General features: G+C 55.8%; 21 protein-coding genes. 13 read left to right on the top strand and 8 right to left on the bottom strand.

All coding sequences use genetic code 11. The features are described from left to right. The first annotated feature begins 37 nt into the window (after nt 1–37). The gene (locus ABD735_RS01115) at nt 38–1240 is read left to right on the top strand and encodes a YbfB/YjiJ family MFS transporter (protein WP_344802420.1); all 1203 of its coding nucleotides are present in this window, start codon (nt 38–40) and stop codon (nt 1238–1240) included. A 28-nt stretch (nt 1241–1268) separates the two neighbouring features. On the opposite strand, the gene ABD735_RS01120 is transcribed toward ABD735_RS01115, so the two are convergent. After that, on the bottom strand, nt 1269–2264 hold the full coding sequence (locus ABD735_RS01120; protein ID WP_344802422.1) for a helix-turn-helix domain-containing protein: 996 nt from the start codon (nt 2262–2264) through the stop codon (nt 1269–1271). Between the two features lie 403 nt (nt 2265–2667). Between ABD735_RS01120 and ABD735_RS01125 the strand changes: the two genes are divergently transcribed. The 5 genes from ABD735_RS01125 to ABD735_RS01145 all read left to right on the top strand — a co-directional run bounded on the left by ABD735_RS01125 (nt 2668) and on the right by ABD735_RS01145 (nt 7668). Next, a complete protein-coding gene (locus ABD735_RS01125) occupies nt 2668–4494 on the top strand; it encodes a choice-of-anchor D domain-containing protein (RefSeq protein WP_344802424.1) in 1827 nt (608 codons plus the stop codon). A 58-nt stretch (nt 4495–4552) separates the two neighbouring features. Beyond that, the gene (locus ABD735_RS01130; RefSeq protein WP_344802426.1) at nt 4553–5245 is read left to right on the top strand and encodes a DUF6160 family protein; all 693 of its coding nucleotides are present in this window, start codon (nt 4553–4555) and stop codon (nt 5243–5245) included. Nucleotides 5246–5311: 66 nt separating this feature from the next. Further along, nucleotides 5312–6742 carry a class II fumarate hydratase gene (locus tag ABD735_RS01135; RefSeq protein WP_344802428.1) on the top strand — a complete coding sequence of 477 codons (1431 nt, stop codon included), beginning with the start codon at nt 5312–5314 and terminating at the stop codon, nt 6740–6742. Nucleotides 6743–6777: 35 nt separating this feature from the next. After that, nucleotides 6778–7122 carry a YcgL domain-containing protein gene (locus tag ABD735_RS01140; RefSeq protein WP_344802430.1) on the top strand — a complete coding sequence of 115 codons (345 nt, stop codon included), beginning with the start codon at nt 6778–6780 and terminating at the stop codon, nt 7120–7122. A 3-nt stretch (nt 7123–7125) separates the two neighbouring features. Next, nucleotides 7126–7668 (top strand): CxxCxxCC domain-containing protein, encoded by a 543-nt coding sequence (locus ABD735_RS01145; protein WP_344802432.1) that lies wholly within the window; start codon nt 7126–7128, stop codon nt 7666–7668. Nucleotides 7669–7719: 51 nt separating this feature from the next. Here ABD735_RS01145 and ABD735_RS01150 read toward each other — a convergent pair whose 3' ends face one another. The 4 genes from ABD735_RS01150 to ABD735_RS01165 all read right to left on the bottom strand — a co-directional run bounded on the left by ABD735_RS01150 (nt 7720) and on the right by ABD735_RS01165 (nt 12014). Then, on the bottom strand, nt 7720–8448 hold the full coding sequence (locus tag ABD735_RS01150; RefSeq protein ID WP_344803766.1) for an amino acid ABC transporter ATP-binding protein: 729 nt from the start codon (nt 8446–8448) through the stop codon (nt 7720–7722). A gap of 78 nt (nt 8449–8526) precedes the next feature. Further along, a complete protein-coding gene (locus ABD735_RS01155; protein WP_344802434.1) occupies nt 8527–9675 on the bottom strand; it encodes an amino acid ABC transporter permease in 1149 nt (382 codons plus the stop codon). 24 nt (nt 9676–9699) lie between these two features. Then, nucleotides 9700–10878: an amino acid ABC transporter permease gene (locus tag ABD735_RS01160; protein WP_344802436.1), complete on the bottom strand. Its 1179-nt coding sequence runs from the start codon at nt 10876–10878 to the stop codon at nt 9700–9702. 113 nt (nt 10879–10991) lie between these two features. Beyond that, nucleotides 10992–12014 carry an amino acid ABC transporter substrate-binding protein gene (locus ABD735_RS01165; protein ID WP_344802438.1) on the bottom strand — a complete coding sequence of 341 codons (1023 nt, stop codon included), beginning with the start codon at nt 12012–12014 and terminating at the stop codon, nt 10992–10994. A 114-nt stretch (nt 12015–12128) separates the two neighbouring features. On the opposite strand from ABD735_RS01165, the gene ABD735_RS01170 reads away from it, so the two are divergent. Then, nucleotides 12129–12671 carry a lipocalin family protein gene (locus ABD735_RS01170; RefSeq protein WP_425548548.1) on the top strand — a complete coding sequence of 181 codons (543 nt, stop codon included), beginning with the start codon at nt 12129–12131 and terminating at the stop codon, nt 12669–12671. 30 nt (nt 12672–12701) lie between these two features. Here the strand turns inward: ABD735_RS01170 and ABD735_RS01175 are convergent, their stop codons facing one another. Then, on the bottom strand, nt 12702–13985 hold the full coding sequence (locus ABD735_RS01175) for a 6-phosphofructokinase (RefSeq protein ID WP_344802440.1): 1284 nt from the start codon (nt 13983–13985) through the stop codon (nt 12702–12704). 107 nt (nt 13986–14092) lie between these two features. On the opposite strand from ABD735_RS01175, the gene mpl reads away from it, so the two are divergent. From mpl to ABD735_RS01195, 4 genes are all read left to right on the top strand, one after another. Beyond that, complete coding sequence (gene mpl / locus ABD735_RS01180; protein WP_344802442.1) at nt 14093–15490, top strand: UDP-N-acetylmuramate:L-alanyl-gamma-D-glutamyl-meso-diaminopimelate ligase; 1398 nt, start codon at nt 14093–14095, stop codon at nt 15488–15490. Then, the gene (locus tag ABD735_RS01185; RefSeq protein ID WP_344802444.1) at nt 15487–16110 is read left to right on the top strand and encodes a flavin prenyltransferase UbiX; all 624 of its coding nucleotides are present in this window, start codon (nt 15487–15489) and stop codon (nt 16108–16110) included. The genes mpl and ABD735_RS01185 overlap by 4 nt, the downstream gene beginning before the upstream one ends. 39 nt (nt 16111–16149) lie before the next feature. Beyond that, nucleotides 16150–16989 carry an ATP-binding protein gene (locus ABD735_RS01190; protein ID WP_344802446.1) on the top strand — a complete coding sequence of 280 codons (840 nt, stop codon included), beginning with the start codon at nt 16150–16152 and terminating at the stop codon, nt 16987–16989. A gap of 103 nt (nt 16990–17092) precedes the next feature. Next, nucleotides 17093–18238 (top strand): acyl-CoA dehydrogenase family protein, encoded by a 1146-nt coding sequence (locus ABD735_RS01195; protein WP_344802448.1) that lies wholly within the window; start codon nt 17093–17095, stop codon nt 18236–18238. Between the two features lie 21 nt (nt 18239–18259). On the opposite strand, the gene ABD735_RS01200 is transcribed toward ABD735_RS01195, so the two are convergent. Next, the gene (locus tag ABD735_RS01200; protein ID WP_344802450.1) at nt 18260–19279 is read right to left on the bottom strand and encodes an alpha/beta hydrolase; all 1020 of its coding nucleotides are present in this window, start codon (nt 19277–19279) and stop codon (nt 18260–18262) included. 103 nt (nt 19280–19382) lie between these two features. Continuing rightward, a complete protein-coding gene (locus tag ABD735_RS01205; RefSeq protein ID WP_344802452.1) occupies nt 19383–20534 on the bottom strand; it encodes a coiled-coil domain-containing protein in 1152 nt (383 codons plus the stop codon). 146 nt (nt 20535–20680) lie between these two features. On the opposite strand from ABD735_RS01205, the gene ABD735_RS01210 reads away from it, so the two are divergent. Together ABD735_RS01210 and ABD735_RS01215 are read left to right on the top strand one after the other, a co-directional pair. Further along, the gene (locus ABD735_RS01210; protein ID WP_344802454.1) at nt 20681–21358 is read left to right on the top strand and encodes a DUF4234 domain-containing protein; all 678 of its coding nucleotides are present in this window, start codon (nt 20681–20683) and stop codon (nt 21356–21358) included. Nucleotides 21359–21414: 56 nt separating this feature from the next. Next, nucleotides 21415–22560: a putative solute-binding protein gene (locus ABD735_RS01215; protein WP_344802456.1), complete on the top strand. Its 1146-nt coding sequence runs from the start codon at nt 21415–21417 to the stop codon at nt 22558–22560. The last annotated feature ends 12 nt before the right edge of the window (nt 22561–22572 follow it).

A 22572-nucleotide genomic window follows, 5' to 3' on the forward strand; every position in this document is an offset into this window, starting at 1 on the left:
CGAGCGTCCACCGACCGGCACCGCGATGGATGCTTGATTGATACCTCAACAGGCAAAGGTCATACAATCCGATGCCGAACGACTGAAGGTGCTCGTCGCGGGCATCTGCAGCCTGGTGCTGATGCTGGGCATAGCCCGCTTTGCCTATACTCCCCTCATGCCACTGATGCAGGCGCAGACCTGGCTGGGGCTTGAGGAGGGCGCCTGGCTCGCCAGCCTAAACTATCTCGGTTATTTCAGTGGCGTCATCCTGGCGTCATTGCTCAATGATCTCCGCACGAAAGATACACTCTACCGAATCGGACTTCTTCTTGCGGTTTCGACGACCGCAGGGTCGGCACTGAGCGATAACTTCTGGTGGCTCGGTGGCCTGCGTTATCTGGCAGGGCTCAGTAGTGCCGCCGGTCTGATGCTGGGCTCTGGGCTCGTGCTGAACTGGCTGATGCGACATCATTACCGCAGTGAGTTGGGCGTTCACTTTGCCGGCGTTGGTATAGGCATCGCGCTCTCCTCATTGATGATAGAGATGCTCACACCCACGCTCGACTGGCGAGGACACTGGCTTCTGCTCGGCGGCATTGGCCTCGTGCTGGCCATTCCTGCCTGGTTCTGGCTACCCAGGCCCGTAAAAGCACATCTTCAACCTCCCGGGCGGCTACTCAGTGATTCGCCCCCTACGCGACACTATCTGCTCGTATTCTGCGCTGCCTACGCCCTGGCCGGTGTCGGGTATGTGGTGAGCGCCACATTTATTGTCGCCATCATCGATGCCGAGTCGGTCGGCAATGCCGGCACAAGAGCCTTCCTGGTGCTCGGCCTTGCGGCAGCGCCAGCGTGTCTCATCCTCGACCGTGTGGCGCGGGTACTGGGTGATCATCGAACCTTGCTGCTGACCTGTGTCTTGCACACCTTCAGCATACTCACGCCATATATCAGCAATGCACTCTGGCTGGCCTATCTCAGTGCGGCCCTCTTCGGCGCCACATTCATCGGTATCGTGAGTCTGGTGCTGACAATGGCTGGCAAGCACCATCCCACCAAACCAGCCAAGATGATGGGCAAGTTGACCATTGGTTATGCAGTGGCTCAGATGCTGGCCCCGGCGATCGTGGGCGAGATCACGCGTCACGGTGGAAGTTATCGCGACGGATTATTGCTGGCTGGTCTGTGTATGGTGGTAGCCACCGGTCTGGCGGAGTGGCTGCGGAGGCTGGCCCGCGACCAGAAAATGTACCGGTAAATTGACAACGTCATTCTTTTCCGAGTATTCACTCCGCCTCGTCGCGAGCTGTCGCGTCCCGGCCTCTGCGCCGCACGTCGCCGGGTGTGTTGCCTGTCCAGCTTCTATAGGCCTTTGTGAAGCTCGCTTGATCACTGAACCCAAGTTTCAGCGCAATATCCATGAGGGACAGCGGCGTGTCGATGAGATAGAGGTCGGCATAGCTGTGACGGATGTCCTGCCGCATCTTGCGGAACGAAGTGCCTGCGGCTGCCAGATGTTGTCGAAGGTAGCGTGAGCTCATGCCGAGTTGCTTGGCTGTGCGCTCCAGCGTTGCCTTCCCGGGCTGCTTCAGAATCTGTTCCCGCGCCTGAGCCGCAATCTCACGACTTTCCGGCGAGCCGCACTCTGCATCATCAGCCACGGCAGACTCGCCATCATTCTCTATGTGCTTTTCCCTCGCCAGTGAATAAGCCACCCGCGTGTTGTCGTCCTGGGGTTTGCGCCCCACCAGCGACAGGGTGATCTGATTGTGTTGTCCGTTAAACTGCCAGCTGGAGTCAGGTGCCAGCGCCTGCCAGTCTGCTTCGCCGAGTGCGGAATCGTAATCGAACTCGAAGCTGGCCGCATGCGAGACCTGGGATGCGATCGAATAAATACTGCCCAGGTATACCTTCGTCAGAAAAGGGCGAGCTGTTCCGGTATTCCAGTTGTCTTTCAGGCGGATTTTTGCCTGTGTGCCGGTAACAGTGCATTCCATATCGATGAGGGGCAGGCAGACGCGCAGGTGTTGAACCACCATCTCGACCAGCTTTGCATTACTTTCCCGGCTGAGGAGCACGTAGCCGAACAGACCGTGCGCGATAAGGTCAAGTTTCTGTCCGAACTGAAATCCCGCTCTTTCGTCCGTTGCAAGCCATTGTGCATTTTCCAGCATCTTGACAATCTGGCTAACAGGCAGAAAAGCATCTGCATCATCGATTGTGGCCAGACCTATGCCCGTGTTGTTGAGCAAAGCTTCCTGACTGACACCCTTGGACTGCATGAAGGATACAAACTTTCGCAGGTATCTTGATGAAACCAAAGGAACTTTGTAAGTAATCATTTCTGACATAATTGTTGCTTTCACACCTTCATGCCACGGCTATTCAGTCTGGTTCCATTACGGCTACCGGCTTTTTAGCCCTCTTTTGGGGGATAGCATACCTCCTGCCTCTGTATAACAGCCCGCGATACTTGTCCAAAACCTGAACAGTGTCACGAAATAACGAACGCACCTCGCAATATTCCTGTTTTAACAAAAGAGCTTCCGTTTAGGACAATGCTTACTTTCTGAGCTTGTCGCTAAATGGTTGGTGTGACAGGAAAAAAGGACGACAAAAAGTACTGTAATCCACGGATCATCCCTGATCCACAGCGACAGAACAACAGAAAAGAGGACGACAATAATGACCACGACTTTTAACGCGCGACGTACGCGCCTTGGTGCTGCAGTGGCAGGCACGATACTCATGACAGCTCATACCATGGCGCTCGCGGAGCCCGTGACGCTGGACCTTGAGTTGCGTTGCCCATTTCCATTGATAGGCGAGCAACCAATCCAGGCTCGTATCACTGCAGACTACCCCGCTGAAATTACAGCGAGTGAAGGTGTTCCGGCTATTACCGTTGATACCATCACTGTAGTCAACGAACCTTCCCGCCAGGGCTTGTCATTGCTCGGCGCGGTTACTGTAACTGGCACAGCACAGAGCTTTACCACTATCAGTACGACGGCTCGAGATATTGAAAGCACCGTTGATCTGACTGTAGAGCCTTCACCTGTTCCTAGTACGCCAGGCGAGTTTGAAGTGGCTGCCGGCGGCGTGGCTGACCCTGTCGCGCTGACCGACGGCGATGTGGGCCCAGGACAAGTCACTGTCGACGATCTCATCCTGAGTTTGCGAAACCTTCGCGCCGACGGCACGCTGGCAGGCATGCCGGTTGGCGAGTTCACCACCGACTGTGAAGTAGTTGCTGGCCAGGATAACGTGTTGGCAAGCTTTGATATTGTAGACGGCGGCCCCGGCGGCGGCGGTGATCCAGCCAATGTGGCGGTCGATGTTGAAGCAGTGGACTTCGGCAATGTTCAGCTGGGTCTTTCTGAGCAGCGCAGCGTGACCGTCACCAACGACGGCGGCGGCATTCTGGCTATTAACGGTGTGACTGTATCTGGCGCCAATGCCGACGCGTTCATCCAGACCAATGACTGCACCACACTCGCTTCAGCTGAGAGCTGTACGATCGACGTGACCTTCGCAGCCGGTTCAGAAGGTGCGCAGGCAGCCGTACTGTCTATTGAAACTGACGATCCGGACAGTGGAGTCGTGACTGTCGACCTGAGTGGTAATGGACAGCTCGAGCCGGAAGCCGATATCGAAGTCAGTGACGACGAGCTGGGCTTTGGGGCCATCGACCTCGGTGTGACATCAGACCGCACGCTGACCATCAACAATGTCGGTAGTGCCGCCCTCAACATCAGTGATGTATCTCTGCAGACTGGTGGTGACTTCAGCGTGCTGAGCAATGACTGTAGCACTGTCGCTCCAGCCAGCAGCTGCGCCGTTGGCCTGCGGTTTACCGGTAATGCGGTAGGCGCCAGCAGCGATGTGCTGACGATTACATCGGATGATCCTGATGAGGCCGCCGTCACTGTCGATCTTTCAGGACAGGTGAACGACGACGACACTGGCGGTTCAACGCTCGATATCAAGCTGGATGTCGATGGCTCCACCACGCTGACCTCTACAGGCAACACGCTGCCACTCACTGGCGTCATCGACAGCGTAGTCGATCTGGCCACCGGCATGCTGACTGCAGAGCTGCATCTCGATCCTACGAGCGGCACCTTCCAGGTCAGCAAGTGGTTCCGCAAGCTGACTGCCACTGCAGAGGTTGAGTTCGAAAACGTAGGTGAGGCCACCGGTACGCTGATCAATGGCAAGCTGACTACTTCAGCCCAGGCCTATGTCAAGGTTCCACGCGTCACAGTCAACCTGTTCGGCCTCAAGCTGCCGATCGGTGGTGGTGCCGAGTGTCGGACTGCTGAACCAGTCTCGTTCACGGTAGCTTCGCCAGACGGCGAAACCTTCCTGCCGCTTGGTGGTGGAACCGTGACAGGCTCCTACGACCTGACTGCACTGGAAAACTGTGGTGCATTGACCTCCGTCCTCAGCAACTTCCTTGAAGGGGACGACAACACTATCAACCTCACACTGACACCAGTTCAGCCCTGAGGCTGGTCGGGGCCTGCGCAATGCAGGCCCCTCCTTCTGCAAATCTGGAGTAGAACAGATGAGAACAACACTAAAATATGCGTCACTGGCTGCGGCCATCATGACGGCAACGAGCGCGCAAGCTGAGCTGCAGGCTATTGATGATGCAGACATGGCGGAAGTTTCAGGACAAAGCGGTATCGTGATCGAAGCTGGCTTCGGCTCGATTGGTGGCATCGACAGATCGGCCGAAAACGCCTATACCGCGAGCACCACGCTTGCGGATGGCTCAGTAGTCGAGCAGTCCGGCACCCTGGGCGACTTCTACGGCGCTGACTGGTCGAATGCAGGTATTACCATCGAGGCCTTCAAATATATCGTTGATATCGAGGGCGGCTGGGATCAGGAGACCAACACTGGTGTGAACACCAGACTTCAGCCACTGCAAAGTGTACTCACTGAGAAGCCTCTCGCCGGTATTATCGTCAAGGATATTGCTGTGGCTGGACGCATGGACGTGACCATCGACGCAACAGCTGACCTGGCGAACGTCGTAGCGAACGGCGGTGACGTGGCCGAGGGTGATGGCGGTATCGGTATTACTTTCAGTGACTCTGATATCAACTTCAAGATGGGCGACATGGGGGTGTTCGTCGAGCCATATGAAGGCATCGGTGTCATCGGCGGGCAAGTCAGCAGCTTCGGCGGCGTGGAAATGCTCGGTATCAATATCGACAATCTCGGACTCGTCATCCGGGGTAACGGCCTCTGACAAGACTGCTGCTCCCATGTCGGCGTAGGTATCTGATGCATACCAGGCCGAAAGAGGAGAAGCGTGATGTCAGGAGATACGGAAAATAAAGGGAAATCACCAGAGGATGGTAAAAGCGGAAGCCAGGCAGATGGCTTCCGCTCCGAACACGATAGCCTGGGCGAAGTCCGGGTCCCACAGCAGGCTCTCTGGGCAGCCCAGACTCAAAGGGCAGTCAATAACTTTCCGATGAGTCTCCGGCGCCTGCCGGAAGCCTTCATTCGGGCAGTTCTTGATATCAAGAAGGCAGCGGCGCAGGCCAACCAGAATCTCGAAGAACTGGACGCAGGCCGTGCTGGTGCGATCATCGAGGCCGTCGACCGGCTGCTGAACGATGACAGACTCCTTGATCACTTCCCGGTTGATATCTTCCAGACAGGGTCTGGTACCAGTACCAATATGAATGCCAATGAGGTGATCGCGCATCTCGCCAATGCCGGGGATCACGACGCTGAAGTTCACCCCAACGATCATGTCAACAGGGGGCAGAGCAGCAACGATGTAATTCCCAGTGCCATACAGATCAGTGCAGCCTGTTATCTTCACAGGCACACATTACCAGCCTTGACCCACTGCATTCAGGTCATGAACCAGCGCTCGGAAGAGCTGCGGAGTGTCATCAAGACCGGCCGTACCCATCTCATGGACGCGATGCCGGTCAGTTTGGGGCAGAGCCTTGGCGCCTGGGCGGCGCAGATGGCAGATAACCGTGACCGGCTCAACGACATGCTTGGCCAGCTGTTGGCGCTGCCTCAAGGTGGTACTGCGGTAGGCACCGGCATCAATGCCCACGAGTCATTTGCCGAAGCCTTTAACGAGACGCTTGGCCGCAACACCGGCCTACCATTCAGAAGAGCGGATGATCTGTTCTCCCGCATCGCTGCGCAGGATACTGCTGTGGCACTCTCGGGTCAGCTGAAAACCTGCGCCGTGTCGCTGATGAAGATTGCCAACGATCTGCGCTGGATGAACTCTGGTCCGCTGGCCGGTCTAGGCGAAATTCAGCTCGAAGCCTTACAGCCGGGCTCATCCATCATGCCCGGGAAGGTGAATCCGGTGATTCCCGAAGCCGTCGCCATGGCCTCTGCCCAGGTCATTGGCAACGATGCCACCATTACGGTCGCAGGCCAATCCGGAAACTTTGAACTCAACGTCATGCTGCCGGTCATAGCAGACAACCTGCTGTACTCACTGCAGCTCGTTACCAACAGTTGTCAGCTGCTCGCAGACAGAGCGATCGCCACCTTTGAAGTGAATCACGAGCAGCTGGAAAAGGCGCTGGCGTCGAATCCCATACTGGTCACTGCGCTCAATCCGGTCATCGGCTATGAGTCCGCGGCGAAGATCGCCAAGCAGGCCTATAAAGAAAAGCGCCCGGTACTGGATGTGGCTGTAGAACAGACCGATATGAGCCGGGATGAGCTCAAGGCCTTACTGGATCCAGCTAAACTCGTGTAGACTTCGACCAAATTTCAAACAGTGGTCGAGATGCAATGAGTGAGAAAGCGCAAGCAATCACAGAGGCCGTGGCGCAAACCCTAAGTGCCTACCGGTGCGCAAGGAAGGCAGAAATGTACCTGTTCGTGCCTGCGGGTCGTGATCAGGCGACCGTGGAAGCTGATCTGCCTGAAGATCTGATGCAGGCCACCGGGCGACTGACTCATGCGATGGATTTCACAGCAGACCCGGGGCGCCAGCTCGCCCGATCGGACGTTCATCAGGTACTGAAAAGCATTGCCGAAAAAGGCTATTACCTGCAGATGCCACAGACCGAGGCCGATATCGAGGCCATGATGACCATCATCAGTGCGGAGAAATCTGGCAATCGACCGCTTTAAATCATGAGCAAGATGACGGACGACAAGGCTTCAGAACAGTGGTGGCTCAAACCCATTCAGGCACTGAACACATCCGAATGGGAAGCGCTGTGTGATGGCTGTGGAAAGTGCTGCCTCGAAAAACTCGAGGATGACGAAGGCGCTGGCATGCTGTTTTCCATTATCGCCTGTGATCACCTCCGAACCAAATGTGGCAACAGCGCAGACGGTGCCGAAACAAAGACCGTTACCTGTGCGTGCTACACCAAGCGCCTGTCCCGGAAGACTGACTGCATCAAAATTACACCAGCCTTGCTCGCCGAGTCGGCCCATTGGCTGCCAGGAACATGCGCCTACCGCCTGCGCTGGGAAGGAAAACCCCTGCCAGATTGGCATCCGCTGATCAGTGGCAACAAGGAGTCAGTCAGGCAGGCTGGGCATAGTGTTGCTGACAGGGCCATGTTGAACGATGGCCGTCAGACACTCACCAATGCTGAAAAGCTCGAAAACCTGCTGGCGAATGACGAAGTCGACTGGGAGCCGCTCGTCATTCGCGATTGGAGCTAGATAGAACTTTAGAGGGCGGCGCCTGGTAAAACCAGCACGCCACTAAACGCATCAGTGCGCCAGTATCTGACTCAGGAAGAGCTTGGTACGCTCATGCTGCGGGTTTTCAAAGAAGGCATGTGGTTCATTTTCTTCCACGATCTGCCCCTCGTCCATGAAGATCACTCGGTCTGCCACCGTTTTCGCGAAGCCCATTTCGTGGGTGACGCAGATCATCGTCATGCCGGACTCAGCCAATTCCACCATGACATCCAGTACTTCCTTGATCATCTCCGGGTCGAGGGCTGAGGTCGGTTCGTCGAACAGCATCACCGCAGGATTCATGCACAGGCTGCGGGCGATGGCTACTCGCTGTTGCTGGCCGCCGGACAGTTGTCCTGGATACTTCAGCGCCTGCTGAGGAATCTTTACCCGCTCGAGATACTTCATGGCCTCTTCTTCCGCCTGTTTCTTGGGCGTTTTGCGAACCCAGATGGGCGCAAGGGTGCAGTTCTGCAGTACCGTCAGGTGAGGGAAGAGGTTGAAGTGCTGAAACACCATGCCAACTTCGCGGCGAACAGTATCGATGTTCTTCAGATCATTCGTCAGCGGGACGCCATTGACGATAATGTCACCTTCCTGATGCTCCTCGAGCCGGTTGATGCATCGGATACAGGTGGACTTACCTGAACCAGAAGGACCACAAATGACAATTCGTTCCCCTCGCCGAACCGATATGTTGATGTCTTTCAAAACGTGGAAGCTACCGTACCACTTATTGACGTTCCGCAGCTCGATCATGTTTTTTTCGTTTGTTTCTGTCTTCGCTGTATCTTCAGCCATTTGGCAAGGCTCCTGATGAATCCGTAAAGTTATTGCTTAAGCTGTTTTGTGGCCGGTACTGAACTTGCGCTCGAGTCGCTGACTGTATTGCGACATGCTGAAGCAGCAGATCCAGAACATGAAGGCAACGAAGAGGTAGCCTTCTACTGAAACCTGCGGCCAGTTCGGGTCCGTTATCGCCGATTGGACAATGGCCAGCAGGTCGAACAGACCGATGATCAATACCAGGCTGGTGTCCTTGAACAGCGCAATGAAGGTGTTGACGATGCCGGGAATCATCAGCTTGAGTGCTTGAGGCAGAATGATAAGCCCTGTTTTTTTCCAGTACCCCAGGCCCAGCGCTTCGGCGGCCTCATACTGACCTTTCGGGATGGCTTGCAGACCACCCCGAACGACTTCCGCCATATATGCGCTCTGGAACATGGTAATACCGATGAGGGCTCTCACCAGCTTGTCGGTATCGGTGCCTGCAGTCATGAACAACGGCAGCATGACTGAAGCCATGAAGAGCACCGTGATGAGCGGAACACCGCGCCAGAATTCGATGTAGGTAATGCAGATACTGCGAACGATGGGCATTTCCGAGCGCCTGCCGAGTGCCAGTACTATGCCTATTGGCAACGAAGCTACGATACCCACCATTGCGAGAATGAGCGTGAGAGAAAACCCGCCCCATCGATGCGTGCCTACCTTCTCCAGTCCAAAAGCGCCACCGAGCATGAGGTAGTAGGCGAGCACCGGAAAGATGACCAGGGTAAAGATAGCGAACCACTTCTTGCCCGGAATCGAGTCGACTACGAGACCGATGATGCAGAAGGCGAACAGTCCGAACATGATATTGATTCGCCACACTTCATCGGACGGGTAAAAACCGTAGATGAACTGTGGAAAGCGGGCCTTGATGAAGACCCAGCAAGCACCGGAACTTGTGCAGGCTTCTGCAGAATCACCAGCGAGATCCGCATTGATGATGCCCCAGTCCAGGAACCAGGCCGCCGCCTGGTAGATGAAGTACAGGGCTATCAGCGTGAGAATGGTATTGCCAACACTGTTGAACAGGTTGGCCCGCACCCAGCCTATAATGCCGACAGTATTTCCCGGCGCTGCCCTGTCGGGTAGTGGCTTATAGCCTGTGGCGTTTTCCGGCTGCGGTGGTGTCAGCGTATCGGATGGTATGTTTGGCATATTTTAGGCTCCCCGGAGACCACTTTATCGCTCGATGAGCGCCTTGCGAGAGTTGTAATAGTTCATGGCTGCTGATGTCACCAGACTGATGGTCAGATAGACCCCCATCGTCATGAAGATGATTTCAACGGCCTGTCCGGTCTGATTCAAGGTCGTACCCGCAAACACCGATACGAGGTCCGGGTAGCCGATAGCCGTCGCGAGAGAGGAGTTCTTCGTCAGGTTGAGATACTGGTTGGTCAGCGGTGGGATGATGATCCGCATCGATTGTGGTATCACGATAAGACGCAGACGCTGCCCATTGGTAAGGCCGAGGGCGCTTGCCGCTTCGGTCTGACCGTGGGAGACGGCTTCGATGCCGGAGCGCACCACTTCTGCGATAAAGGCCGAGGTATATATGGTCAGCGCAAACAACAGGGCCAGGAACTCGGGGATTATGGTGATGCCATCGGTGAAGTTGAAGCCCTTCAATACAGGGTATTCCCAGCTTAATGGCGAGCCTGCGATGAAGAACACGATCAATGGCAGGCCGATAATCATGCCCAGCGTTGGGAGGAACATAGGGATGATACGTCCTGTTTCAGCCTGAATCTTTTTGGCATAGCGATACAGCGCGTAGCTACCAACGACGCCAGCAATCAGGGCAATCCAGACATAATCGAAGCCGGCCCCGGGTATTGGCTCCGGCATGTACAGACCACGGATGTTGAGGAAAAAGGCATCGCCCATTTCCATGCTCATCCGGGGAGAGGGTAGGGCCCGAAGTACAGCGAAGTACCAGAAAAAGATCTGCAGCAGCAGTGGAATGTTTCTGAATACTTCGATGTAACACAGCGCCAGCTTCCTAATGAGCCAGTTCGAAGACAGCCGTGCTATCCCCATCAGGAAGCCAACGATTGTCGCGAAGAAAATGCCGAGCATCGATACGAGTAAAGTGTTCAACAGACCCACTGTGAAGGTCCGTGCGTAGGTGTCCGTTTCGGTGTAATCGATCAGGGACTGAATGATGCCGAAGCCCGCCTGGTTATCGAGAAATCCGAAACCGGTGGTGATGCCTCTGGCAGCCATGTTGGTGTTTGCGTTGTCGAGAATGTGCCAGAAGAACCCGGCGACACAGGCTATGGCAACGAGCTGGAAAAAAATGGATCTGAGTCTGGGATCGTAGATCAGGCTTGTCACGCCACCTTTCTTCCCGTTACTCATGCGGCGTTCTCCTGTACGAGATACTGCGGTTTACTGTGGGCAGGCATATAATTCAATAGCGAATTGTGGGATACATGAATCAGAACGGGCGCCCTAGGGCGCCCGTGTGTTTTCTATCTGACTGGTGGAGCGTACTGAATGCCGCCTTCAGTCCAGAGCGCGTTCAGGCCGCGCTCGATATCAAGTGGAGAGTCCTTGCCAACATTGCGCTCGAACATCTCGCCGTAGTTGCCGACCTGCTTTATCGCATTGGCAGCCCAGTCTGCGGAGAGACCAATGGTCTGACCCATGTCCTGGTCCTTCACACCCAGCAGGCGCTGGATATCCGGATTGTCGCTCTTCTTCATGTCTTCGACATTTTTGGAGGTCACGCCAAGCTCTTCAGCATTCAATGTTGCGAAGTGAACCCACTTCACGATGTTGAACCACTGATCATCACCCTGCTGAACAGCTGGGCCCAAAGGCTCCTTCGAAATGATTTCAGGCAGAACGATGGCCTGCTCAGGATCTTTCAGCTTCACTCGAAGTGAGTAGAGTTGTGACTGATCTGATGTGAGCACGTCGCAACGACCGGTTTCGAAACCCTTTACGGTCTGATCCGACGTGTCAAATACGATGGCCTGGTATTTCATGCCGCCTTCCTTGCGGAAGTAATCAGCAAGATTCAGCTCGGTAGTCGTACCGGCCTGAATGCAGATGGCCGCGCCATCCAGTTCCTTGGCACTCTTGACACCAAGGCCCTTGTTGACCATGAAGCCCTGGCCGTCGTAGTAGTTGACGCCAGCGAAGTTGATGCCGAGTGAGCCATCACGGGTGATGGTCCACGTGGTGTTACGGGAAAGGATATCGACTTCGCCCGACTGCAGCGCAGTAAAACGCTCTTTGGCATTCAGAGGGATGTATTTGACCTTTTCTGCGTCACCGAGAACGGCGGCAGCAACGGCTTTACAGAGATCGACGTCCAGGCCGGTCCACTTGCCCTTGTCGTCCGGGTTGGAGAACCCAGGAAGGCCGGTACTGACGCCGCATTTGACGACGCCCTCTTTCTTGACGTCGTCAAGCTTTGCTGCACTGGCGTGGCTTGATGCACCAATTACGCTCGCGGCAATAATGGCAGAGAGAAGTGTTACTTTCATGGAAGTTCCTCTTTATGTTCTTATGATCGGAATCGACGTTAGCATACGCTTTTTTTTAAAAGAAGCGCTAGACCCAGTCAACCATGGTTTAAACGAAGGATATAGGTATAACTCATGATGGTATGCATCAAGTTTGTGCGCGCGATATTTCTAACGCTTGGAATGGGCGCCCTTTTATCATGCACGGGTGTGCCGGAAGGTGTGGAAGTCGTGCACGATTTTGAAGCATCCCGCTATCTTGGAAAATGGTACGAAATTGCAAGGCTGGATCATAGTTTCGAACAGGGTTTGCAAGGCGTGACGGCGGAATACAGTGAGCGTGACGATGGCGGGATCGATGTCCTCAATAGTGGCTACAACGTGGAAGAAGACAAGCGGGAGTCAGCAGACGGTAAAGCTTATTTCATCGGCGACAGGGACGTCGGCCGTCTGAAGGTGAGTTTCTTCGGTCCATTCTATGGCGCTTACAACATCATCGAACTGGACGAAGACTATCAGTGGGCATTGGTCTGCGGCCCCGACAGGGATTATCTCTGGATATTGGCGCGCAGGCCCGAGATGGAAAAGGCCGTACTCGACAGGCTCATCGCCAAGGCCGCTGAGCTTGGCTTTGCCACTGATGAGTTGATCATGGTAAGGCACGACACCCCGCTGTAGGCGCCACCAGCGGGGTATCGCAGGCAGGCTTCAGATATCGAAGCTGTTCGGAAGTTTCTTCGCGACGAGCTCGTTGCGAAGTGTCACATAGCTTGGGAGGCCATCCTTGAATGGTGGTGGCGCTTCTCCTTTGATCAGCGGTTTCAGATAGCGCTTCGCTTCAGCGGTGATGCCAAAGCCATCCGAAGATATGAAATTGTCCGGCATGAATTTTTCGACGTTGGCAATTTCACTCAGGGGGGCGTCGCCTACGTGCCAGTGGTAGGGCTCGTCCGACTCTCGAACGATGATGGCCATGCTGGCATTTTTCCCTTCCAGTGCCAGTTCGACAGCGTGTCGTCCTACGGCAATGGCATGTTCGAGATCGGTAGCGGACACGATATGTCGAGCTGATCTCTGCAGGTAGTCGGCGACGGCCCAATGGTAGCGGTGTCCCAGGCGATCCTTGATCAGGTTGGCGATGAGAGGAGCGACACCGCCAAGCTGGGTGTGTCCGAAAACATCCTTGAGGCCTGATTTGGCCAGGAATTCACCGTCGGCATTTTGCACCCCTTCGGATACGACGACAGTACAGAAGCCATCGCGATCCACACTCGCCTGCACCTTTTCCAGAAAGGCGGCTTCGTCGAAAGCAACTTCCGGAAACAGGATGACTTGCGGCGCGTGACCAACAGCGCCATCGGGCAGCTCGGCCTGTTCTGACTGGGCAAGACCAGCTGCTGCCGCAATCCAGCCAGCGTGCCGGCCCATGACCTCCATGACGAAGATCCTGGTTGAACTGTTGCACATCGACTTGATGTCGAGGGTGGCTTCCATGACGGAGGTGGCAATGTATTTGGCAACGGAGCCGAAACCGGGTGAGCAATCGGTCAGTGGAAGATCGTTGTCGACCGTCTTTGGGATGCCGACGCAGGTGAGGGGGTAGCCCATTTTTTCGGCAACCTGCGACATTTTCAGCGTGGTGTCCGAGGAGTCACCACCACCGTTATAGAAAAAATAGCCGATGTCGTGAGCGCGGAAGACTTCAATAATGCGTTCGTATTCAGCCAGGTGCGTGTCGATGTCCTTGAGCTTGTGTCTGCATGAGCCGAACGCGCCGCCAGGCGTATGCTTGAGCGCGGCAATGGACTCGTCCGACTCGAGGCTGGTATCGATCAGTTCTTCACGCAGGGCGCCGAGAATTCCGTTGCGACCGGCATAGAGGGTGCCGATTCGGTCAGGGTGCTGACGGCAGGTCTCGATGACCGCAGCGGCGGAGGCGTTGATGACGGCTGTAACACCGCCGGACTGAGCGTAGAACGCATTTTTGCGCATTCGTAATACCTGCTATTGTGAGCGACAATTGATAACCAGAATCGACCTTGGCCTGAATATCCAGCCTGGTCTCGTCCAAAATTTGTGCAAGGATAATGTTTCGCCCCATGCATCTCCACTTTTTAGGTATCTGCGGTACGTTCATGGGCAGCCTCGCCTTGCTGGCGCGTGAGCTTGGCCACCAGGTCAGCGGCTCGGATCAGCACGTGTATCCACCCATGAGCACGCAGTTGACCGATGCCGGCGTCGACATCATGAACGGCTATGAGCCTGCCCATCTGCAGCCTGCGCCAGATCTTGTGATCGTCGGCAACGCAATGAGTCGGGGCAACCCGGCGGTCGAGTACATGCTCGATCATAATCTGCCCTATAGCAGTGGCCCGGAGTTCCTCAGAACCCAGGTGCTGCAGAAACGCTGGGTACTGGCGGTCTCCGGCACCCACGGCAAGACGACGACTACCACCATGCTCACCTGGATACTCCGTGAGGCCGGTATGGCGCCGGGTTATCTCATCGGTGGTGTCCCCAATGGTTTCGATAACTCCGCCAGCCTTGGTTCGAGCGACTTTTTCGTTATTGAAGCGGATGAATACGACACGGCTTTTTTCGACAAGCGATCCAAGTTCGTACACTACCTGCCGAAAACACTGATCATCAACAATCTCGAATATGATCACGCTGACATCTTTCCGACCCTGGCGGATATCCAGCGCCAGTTTCATCACCTGATGAGAATTCTGCCTGGTGTTGGCGAAGTCATTTATCCGGCTGGTGTCGAAGCCGTTGATCAGGTACTCGAGCAGGGTTGCTGGTCAAGGCGCGCTGCGTTTGGTATCGAAGGTTCTGCTGGCGATGTGCTCTGGTCGTGTCGGGCCAACAGCGATGACTGTGCCAGTTTCAGTGTTCTTCATAAGGGCCGGGTAGTGGCCGAAGTGCAGGGTTCGATGGCTGGCCGCCATAATATGCTCAATGGCCTGGCTGCCATTGCAGCGGCTCACCACGTTGGTATTCTTCCGGAAGTCGCGGCCAGGGCCCTCAGCAGTTTTCCTGGTGTGAAGCGACGGCTCGAGCTGATCGTCGAGCAGGCCGGGCTGCGAATCTATGATGACTTTGCCCATCACCCGACGGCCATCGAGGAGACGCTGGGTGCCTTGCGGGCGCGACATCCGCAAGCGGCCATTACAGCTGTAATCGAACCCCGCAGCAATACCATGAAGCAGGGTGTGCATTTCGCGCGGCTGCTGCCCTCCACAGCTTCAGCAGATGCCGTGATCTGGGCCAATCTCGATGGCGCCGGCTGGCTGGACACACTGATTCATGAGCAGGGTGCAGCCACAGCCAACAGCCAATTGGTGTGCCTCGATCAGCCTGGCATTCTGCAGGCGATCCGGGCCAGCCTGGCTACCTACGGTGATCAGGAGAATATCGTGGTGTTGATGAGCAATGGCGGTTTCGGTGGCCTCTCCGGACGGCTGCAGAATGACTACCGCGAGCCACTGCGATGAAAACGGTCACGCTCGCGATCACAGGTGCTTCGGGGTTCCAGTATGCGCTGCGCCTGCTGGAAGTATTGTTTCAGACGCAGCATCGTGTGTATCTGATGATCTCCAAGGCGGCTTATGTCGTGGCCGCAACGGAGCTCGACCTGAAACTGCCGGCCCAGGCCGCTGCCTTGCAACAGCATCTCGTCGACAGGTTCAAGGCCGATCCCGAGCAGCTTCGAGTGTTCGGCAAGGAAGACTGGATGTCTCCTGTGGCCTCCGGTTCAGGTTCTCCGCAGTGCATGGTGATCTGCCCCTGCAGCACAGGTACACTGGCAGCAGTGGCCAATGGCCTCAGCAACAACCTCATTGAACGCGCAGCCGATGTGGTGCTCAAGGAACGCAAGAAGCTCATCCTTGTCCCTCGGGAATCGCCCTTCAGTACCATTCATCTACAGAATATGCTGACCCTGAGTCAGGCTGGGGCTGTGATTCTGCCTGCCGCCCCCGGCTTTTATCACAAGCCTAGCCGGATTGAGGATCTCATCGACTTCGTGGTCGCGCGCATCTTGCAGCAACTGGATATTCCGCAGACACTCATGCCTGTCTGGGGCAGGACGAGCGCCAGTCCTGACGAACATTGAGCACCTGATAGTAAAACGAGCAGCATAAGGAAGAGCGGTATGTCATTCGACTGGCGACATCACAAGGCAGCAATCTGGCGTAGTGGACCACCTGATCATGAACGGGGCTCGCCCTGGACTTCGGATGTGGTGCTCAGGGCGGTGCGAGCCTACGACCCAGTCACGCTGGATGAGGTCTATTCAGTAGACCAGCAGAAAAAGGCAATAGTCAGCAATACAGAGCGCTTTCTCAGTGGGCTCAAGGCCAACCATGCATTGCTGTGGGGGGCCAAGGGCACCGGCAAATCCTCGCTGATCAAGGCAGTGCTGAATCATTTTGCGCCTCAGGGGCTGCGGTTGATTCAGGTTGAGAAATCGCATCTGTCAGACTGGCTCACAATTGCCGATCTGATCTGGGACACCCCTGAATATCATTTCATCCTGTATTGCGACGATCTCTCCTTCGATTTTGGCGAAAGCTCCTACAAGGGGCTCAAAAGCCTGATCGAGGGCTCTATCGAGATGCCACCGCCGAACATGCTCATGTATGCCACTTCCAATCGGCGGCATCTGCTGCCGGAGCACATGCATGAAAACCTGGATGCCCAGGTCGAAGATACTGAAATCCACATGAATGAGGCCCTGGAAGAGAAGATCGCGCTGGCCGATCGCTTCGGCCTGCGCCTCGGCTTTTATCCATTCAACCAGGACGCCTATCTGAGCCTGGTCGATCTCTACTTCCCTGAACCACTCTCCACACGCTTTGTGGACCGGGCCGAGCTGCACCGAATGGCCATTCAGTTTGCCACCGCACGGGGAGGTCGCAGTGGACGGGTCGCCCAGCAGTTTCACCGGCATTACTCAGAGGATAGAAGTGGCTCCAGAGTTGGCGTCCAGTAAGCCTGTCGGATTTCGTCAGCAGGAAAGAGTCTTTTCCCCATTGGGCCTGTCTGCCGCCTGAGTCAGACTCGGGACACTTAAGAGCCGATTGAGGGCGCACGCCATGACCAGCAGTATTCCACGAGATCTGTTCGACGCGGATGTCGAAGGTTTCCGAGACAGCTTCCGCAAATTTCTCGAGCAGGAGGCCATTCCGTATCATGCCCAGTGGGAAAAGGACGGTCAGGTCAGCCGCGAGCTCTGGCGCAAGGCAGGCGAGATGGGCTTTCTCTGTCCCGAATTGCCAGAGGAATACGGTGGTAGCGCTGCAGACTTCCGCTATTGTGCGGTGGTCTCCGAGGAAATCGCCCGGCATGGCCTGTCCGGCATAGGCTTCGGTCTGCATTCAGATATCGTGGCGCCTTATGTGCTCCATTATGGGAGTGCCTGGCTGAAGGAACACTATTTGCCGAAGATGGCCAATGGCGAAATGATTACCGCAATAGCCATGACCGAGCCGGGAGCAGGCTCTGATTTACAGGGCGTCAGAACAACAGCGGTCAAGCAGGGTGATCACTACATCCTGAACGGCAGCAAGACCTTCATCACCAATGGACAGATGGCCGACCTGGTCATCGTGGTGGCAAAGACCGACCCTTCAGTGGGTGCCAAGGGCATCAGCCTTTTTCTCGTCGAGGCGGCTTGGGATGGCTTCAGCAAGGGCCGTAATCTCGAAAAGGTGGGAATGAAGGCACAGGACACTTCCGAGCTGTTCTTCCAGGACGTCCAGGTGCCAGCCGCCAACCTGCTTGGCGCCGAGAACAGTGGCTTCATTGCATTGATGCAGGAGTTGCCACAGGAACGGCTCATGGTCGGCATCAATGCGGTGGCGTCTGCGGAAGCGGCGCTTGAATGGACGATTGCGTACTGCAAGGAGCGAAAAAGCTTTGGCAAGCCGCTCATGAACTTCCAGAACACGCGCTTCAAGCTCGCAGAACTGACATCTGAAGTAACAGCCGCACGGGTATTCGTCGATCGTTGTCTCGAATTACACCTCAAGCGCAAGCTCGATATTCCAACCGCGGCCATGATCAAGCAGCTGACGACTGATCTGCAGTGCAAGGTCACGGATGAGTGTGTGCAACTCCACGGAGGCTATGGTTACATGTGGGAATACCCAATCGCCAGAGCCTGGGCAGATGCCCGCGTGCAGAAGATCTATGCGGGAACGAACGAAATCATGAAGGAAATTATCGCCCGCTCGCTGTGAGTGCGCGCGGACGAAAGATGCTCAGGAGCCGTTGACGTCCAGACCATCGATGAACTTCCCAACAAGGTCGTCAGCCTCAGTCAACACCGAGAAATGGCTGGCGCCCTTGATGAGTTCGTTCTCACGCATCCATGGCGTTCTGCCATTCTGCTTGAAATACATCTTCGTGCGACCGCCCTGAATATACTCGTCGCTGCTGCCGGCGATCATGGCAAACGGTATTCTCAGTCGACGGATTGCCATATAGGGTTTACTGAGCGAGAGGGCCTTGGCAAAGGCGAAGTTGTATTCCTTCACCAGACCAGGGTGGGCAAAAGTGTTTTCGTTACTGTGCTGCACCCTGCCGGCCACACAACTACTGCAGCCGAAGCCAAAGGTCAGTTTGCCTGTCAGGCTGCCCAGCAGAATACTTTCGTAGTAATTACCTTCCTTGCTTCGGTAGAGCTCTGCCGAGTCACCGAGGTCGGGTGAAATGAACACGATCCCGTCCAGACGGGGTGTCACTTTCGACGCCATATAATTCAGCAACACTCGGGCAGCACTCGAATGGGCCACGACCACGAGTGGGCGGACCTTGTTCTGTGAACGAACGTAATTCAGCACCGTATCCATATCGTTCCAGAGCGTGGCCACGCGCCCAGGCGTCAGCGCATCGCCAGCTGATCGGCCGTGACCTCTGAGGTCGGGCGTATACACCGCAATATCATGCTCGGCTGCCAGGGGATAGGCCAGATGCTGCAGACCGATCCCGCTATGGAAGCCTACACCGTGCAATAGAACGACCGATGCGCGTGCATCACGAGGAATGTACTGGCGGTAAGCCAGTTTTTCACCATCCTGCGCACTGAGGAACTTGGCGCTAGCCAATGGGACATCGGTATCGGGCAAACGCGTCAGATCTATACTCGCTGCGACACTCCCAGCCAGGAGCCAGCAAAACAGGAGCGTAATGATCGAGGACACCTGGCCAAAGACCGGGCAGGCAAATAAGCGGCTGGAGACTGGCGGAGCCTGTCGCCCTGTATTCGTAATCACTGACATCTGGAGCATTCCTGGCTGTGCAACTGTGTAATTTTTTATAACGCAGCATTAAAACACAGATATGGAATCCGATTCATGACCTGGCCGACAATCGGTAGCTTTGCTACAAGGCTGAGGCATCCTCCGACTGGTCGATATCTGCAGGCTCTTCTGCAGCGTCTATCTGCGCAGCGGGCTCAGGAGGGGCGGGCCGGTCTGGCTCTTGCTGTTCAAACGCCTGTTCAGTGTCCTCAACCGCTGATACATCGCTCGGTGGATTGCCCGTTCTACTCGCTTCGGCTTCGCCAGTCTCAGCAGTCTCGGCGGCACTGATCGTCTGTTCCAGTTCTGCTATCCGCGCATCCAGCGCCGCACGCTCAGCCGCATGAGCCTCGGCCTGGGCGAGATTTGCAGCTTCGCTGGTTTGCAGGGCCTGCTGGGTGGATACCAGCTCGGCCTGCAGTGTTTCGGCCTCGCCACGCAGACGGGATTGCGTTTGTTCGCTGCTTTCGGTGGCTTCAGCAAGCTCGAGTCTGAGCGCGTCAAGTCGCTCCATGTTGCTGTCGACCAGGGTCTGGCCAGCCTGTGCAGCTTCGGTCAGACGTGTGACCTCTGCCTGTTGCTGCGCCAGCTGCTCGCGTAGTGATGACAGCCGCGCTTCGAGTGCCGTGTTGTCCTGTTGCAGCGTTTCGGCCTCACCTGCCGATGCCGACTCGGATTGTTTCAGAGATCTGACCGTCTCCAGTAGCTCGGCCCGAGCTCTGCTCGAGTCGTCGAGATCGTCAGCCAGCTGACCTGTGTCTGCCGCAAGGGTAGTGAGTGTGCGCTCCAGCATGGCCTGGCGATCATTGCTTTGCCAGGCAAACCAGATGAAAGCGGCCGCAACGGGTAGCGCGAGCGCGAACAGCCACCAGCCCCGATGCCTGGCTGCATCTGCGGAGGCTTTGAGTCTCGAAGCTTCCGCCAACATTTCGTCCGCAGCCCGGGCCTGGGCTTCGGCAGCAGCCATTTGATTGCGTGCCTTGACCTGTTCGGTTTCCAGCTGGGTTTCACGCCTGGCCATCTGCTCCTCGGCCATTTTTGCCGACCTGGCGTGCTGATCTTCGGCGCGTTTTCTGTCCTGTTCGAACTTGGTCTGTTGACGTTCGAGCTCACGTTCCTGCCGACTCAATGCCAGCGCCTGTTGATTCAGCGCGCGCTGCTGATCCCTCTCCTGCTGCAGGTCATCCGAACGACGATCCTGGAACGAATTTGTTGGCGGGGGAGTGTCAGGCATCACGGTCTCCGTAGACGGTATTTGATTTACTAAGTGTAGTTGATATGTAAAACTCCGAGGGTTCGCGAACTGAGTTCGCAATCAGTTTGCCATCGGTCAAGCGACCCCCTGTTTCAATACATCAAACCTCTGGTCTGTATATAGTCATGTCCTCTTTTCCGGAAGATCCAGAATCACGTCCCGACAAGCCCGCCCAGTCCGATCAGCCCGTGGAAGACTCGCAAGAGCCCGAGTCTCGGCAGCTCACTGGAAACGGTGGCGACAATGGCGATCAGGGCGAAGGTCCGCAGCAGAATGCTACGTCCGACCAGGACAAGGGGCCGGGCATCGCTGTGTTCAATAGCTTCAGCGTCTGGTACGTGCTCGGCCTCACCATCCTGACTCAGGGCTTGTACTTCATGTACTGGCACTGGCATCGTTCGAAAAAATTGAATGAAGCCCTGCCTGCCAATCCGATATCGAGCATGTTCATCAATAATGTCGTGGCCGCTTATATCGTCTACATTGGCCTCGTGATTTATGCCAGCGTGTACTTTCCCGAAGCTCTGCAGGTGCCTGAGGGCGCCACTGTCGAGAGTCTGGCCGATCAACCGCTTCCGGGCGTATGGGTCGCGGTACAAATCTTCGGAAATATCGTCCTTATCCTCACTGCGATCTGGTCGTTCAAGATCCGCAATCGGCTTAATCAGCTATTAAATGTGGAAAAAGGTCACCCATTGTGGAGCGGTCCCATACTTGCGGTACTGTTTCAGGCATTCTATCTGCAATGGAAAATAAATAAGGCGCTGGAAACCGAGACGGACCAGCTGGTTCGGCGCTTCTAGCAGTTTGCCGGCAGGCACTGAAATATAACAATCGCACAACAAATAGCTGAGTATTTATGAACGTTCGACGTATGACTATTCCCGCCAGTGAGATGACCCACGCCAAACCATCCAGCCAGACCTCGCTTCGCAGTGTCCGTGGCAAGTGTTTAGGGCAAATGGCCATGCTGGCGCTGACTGGCCTGCTGGCCATGCCGCTGGCGGCCGAAACTTCGCCGGCGCCTCAGGCGGAAGCAGGAGCCAAGTCGCTTGCACCCATGACCGGCATGGTCGAGCGAACGTTCTGCGTCTGGGATCCCGTCGGTTCGACTGGCCCTATCGTCGGTCTGGTGAAAAATGCACAACCCGCCATGATGGCCATTGGCGTCAAGCTGAATATCCAGGCCTATACAGACGAGAATATTGCTGCAAATGATTTCAAGGGCGGCAACTGCGACGGCGTTTTGATCACGGAAGTCAATGCACGGCAGTTTAACTCCTTTACAGGCACGCTGGGTGCCATCGGCGCCATCCCTGGTGATAACGAGCTCAAGACTTTGCTGACTACGCTGGCACAGCCGAAAGCTGCCAGTCTGATGCGTCAGGGGCCATATGAAGTGGCGGGCATCCTCCCGATCGGCTCGGTATTCATATTTGTCCGTGATCGCTCGGTCGATACTGTCGAAGAGTTGCAGGGCAAGAAGATGGCAGTCTTCGAAAACGATCCGGTGGCGATGAATATGGTGCGCCGCATCGGCGGTTCAGTGGTTGGCTCATCCCTGGCGAACTTTTCCGGCCAGTTCAACAACGGTAGTGTGGATGTCATTTTTGCACCGGCAGTCGCCTACAACACGATGGAGCTTTACAAGGGCCTGCAATCGGGAGGCGGTATTCTCGACTTTCCACTATTGCAGACCTCGATGCAGATCGTGATTGCCTGGGAGAAATTTCCGGAGAGTTTCGGGCAACTGATGCGTAGCCTGCTCATGCAGCGGTTCAGTGAATTTCAGTCGATGGTTCAGCAGGCTCAGAGCGAGATTCCTGCCGAAAACTGGATTCGTCTGCCTGAAGAGCGCAAGGAAGAGTACCGTAACTTCATGCGTGACAGTCGGATCGCGCTCATGAAGGAGGGCCTCTATGATGCCAAGGCACTCCGGCTCATGAAAAAGGTACGCTGCAAGCACACCCCCGCAGCGGCCGAGTGCACCTCCAGCGAAGAGTAAGTCTGAAGCAGC

The sequence above is a fragment of the Allohahella marinimesophila genome, assembly GCF_039538005.1.
In the GTDB taxonomy this organism is placed as follows: Bacteria; Pseudomonadota; Gammaproteobacteria; order Pseudomonadales; family Oleiphilaceae; genus Allohahella; species Allohahella marinimesophila.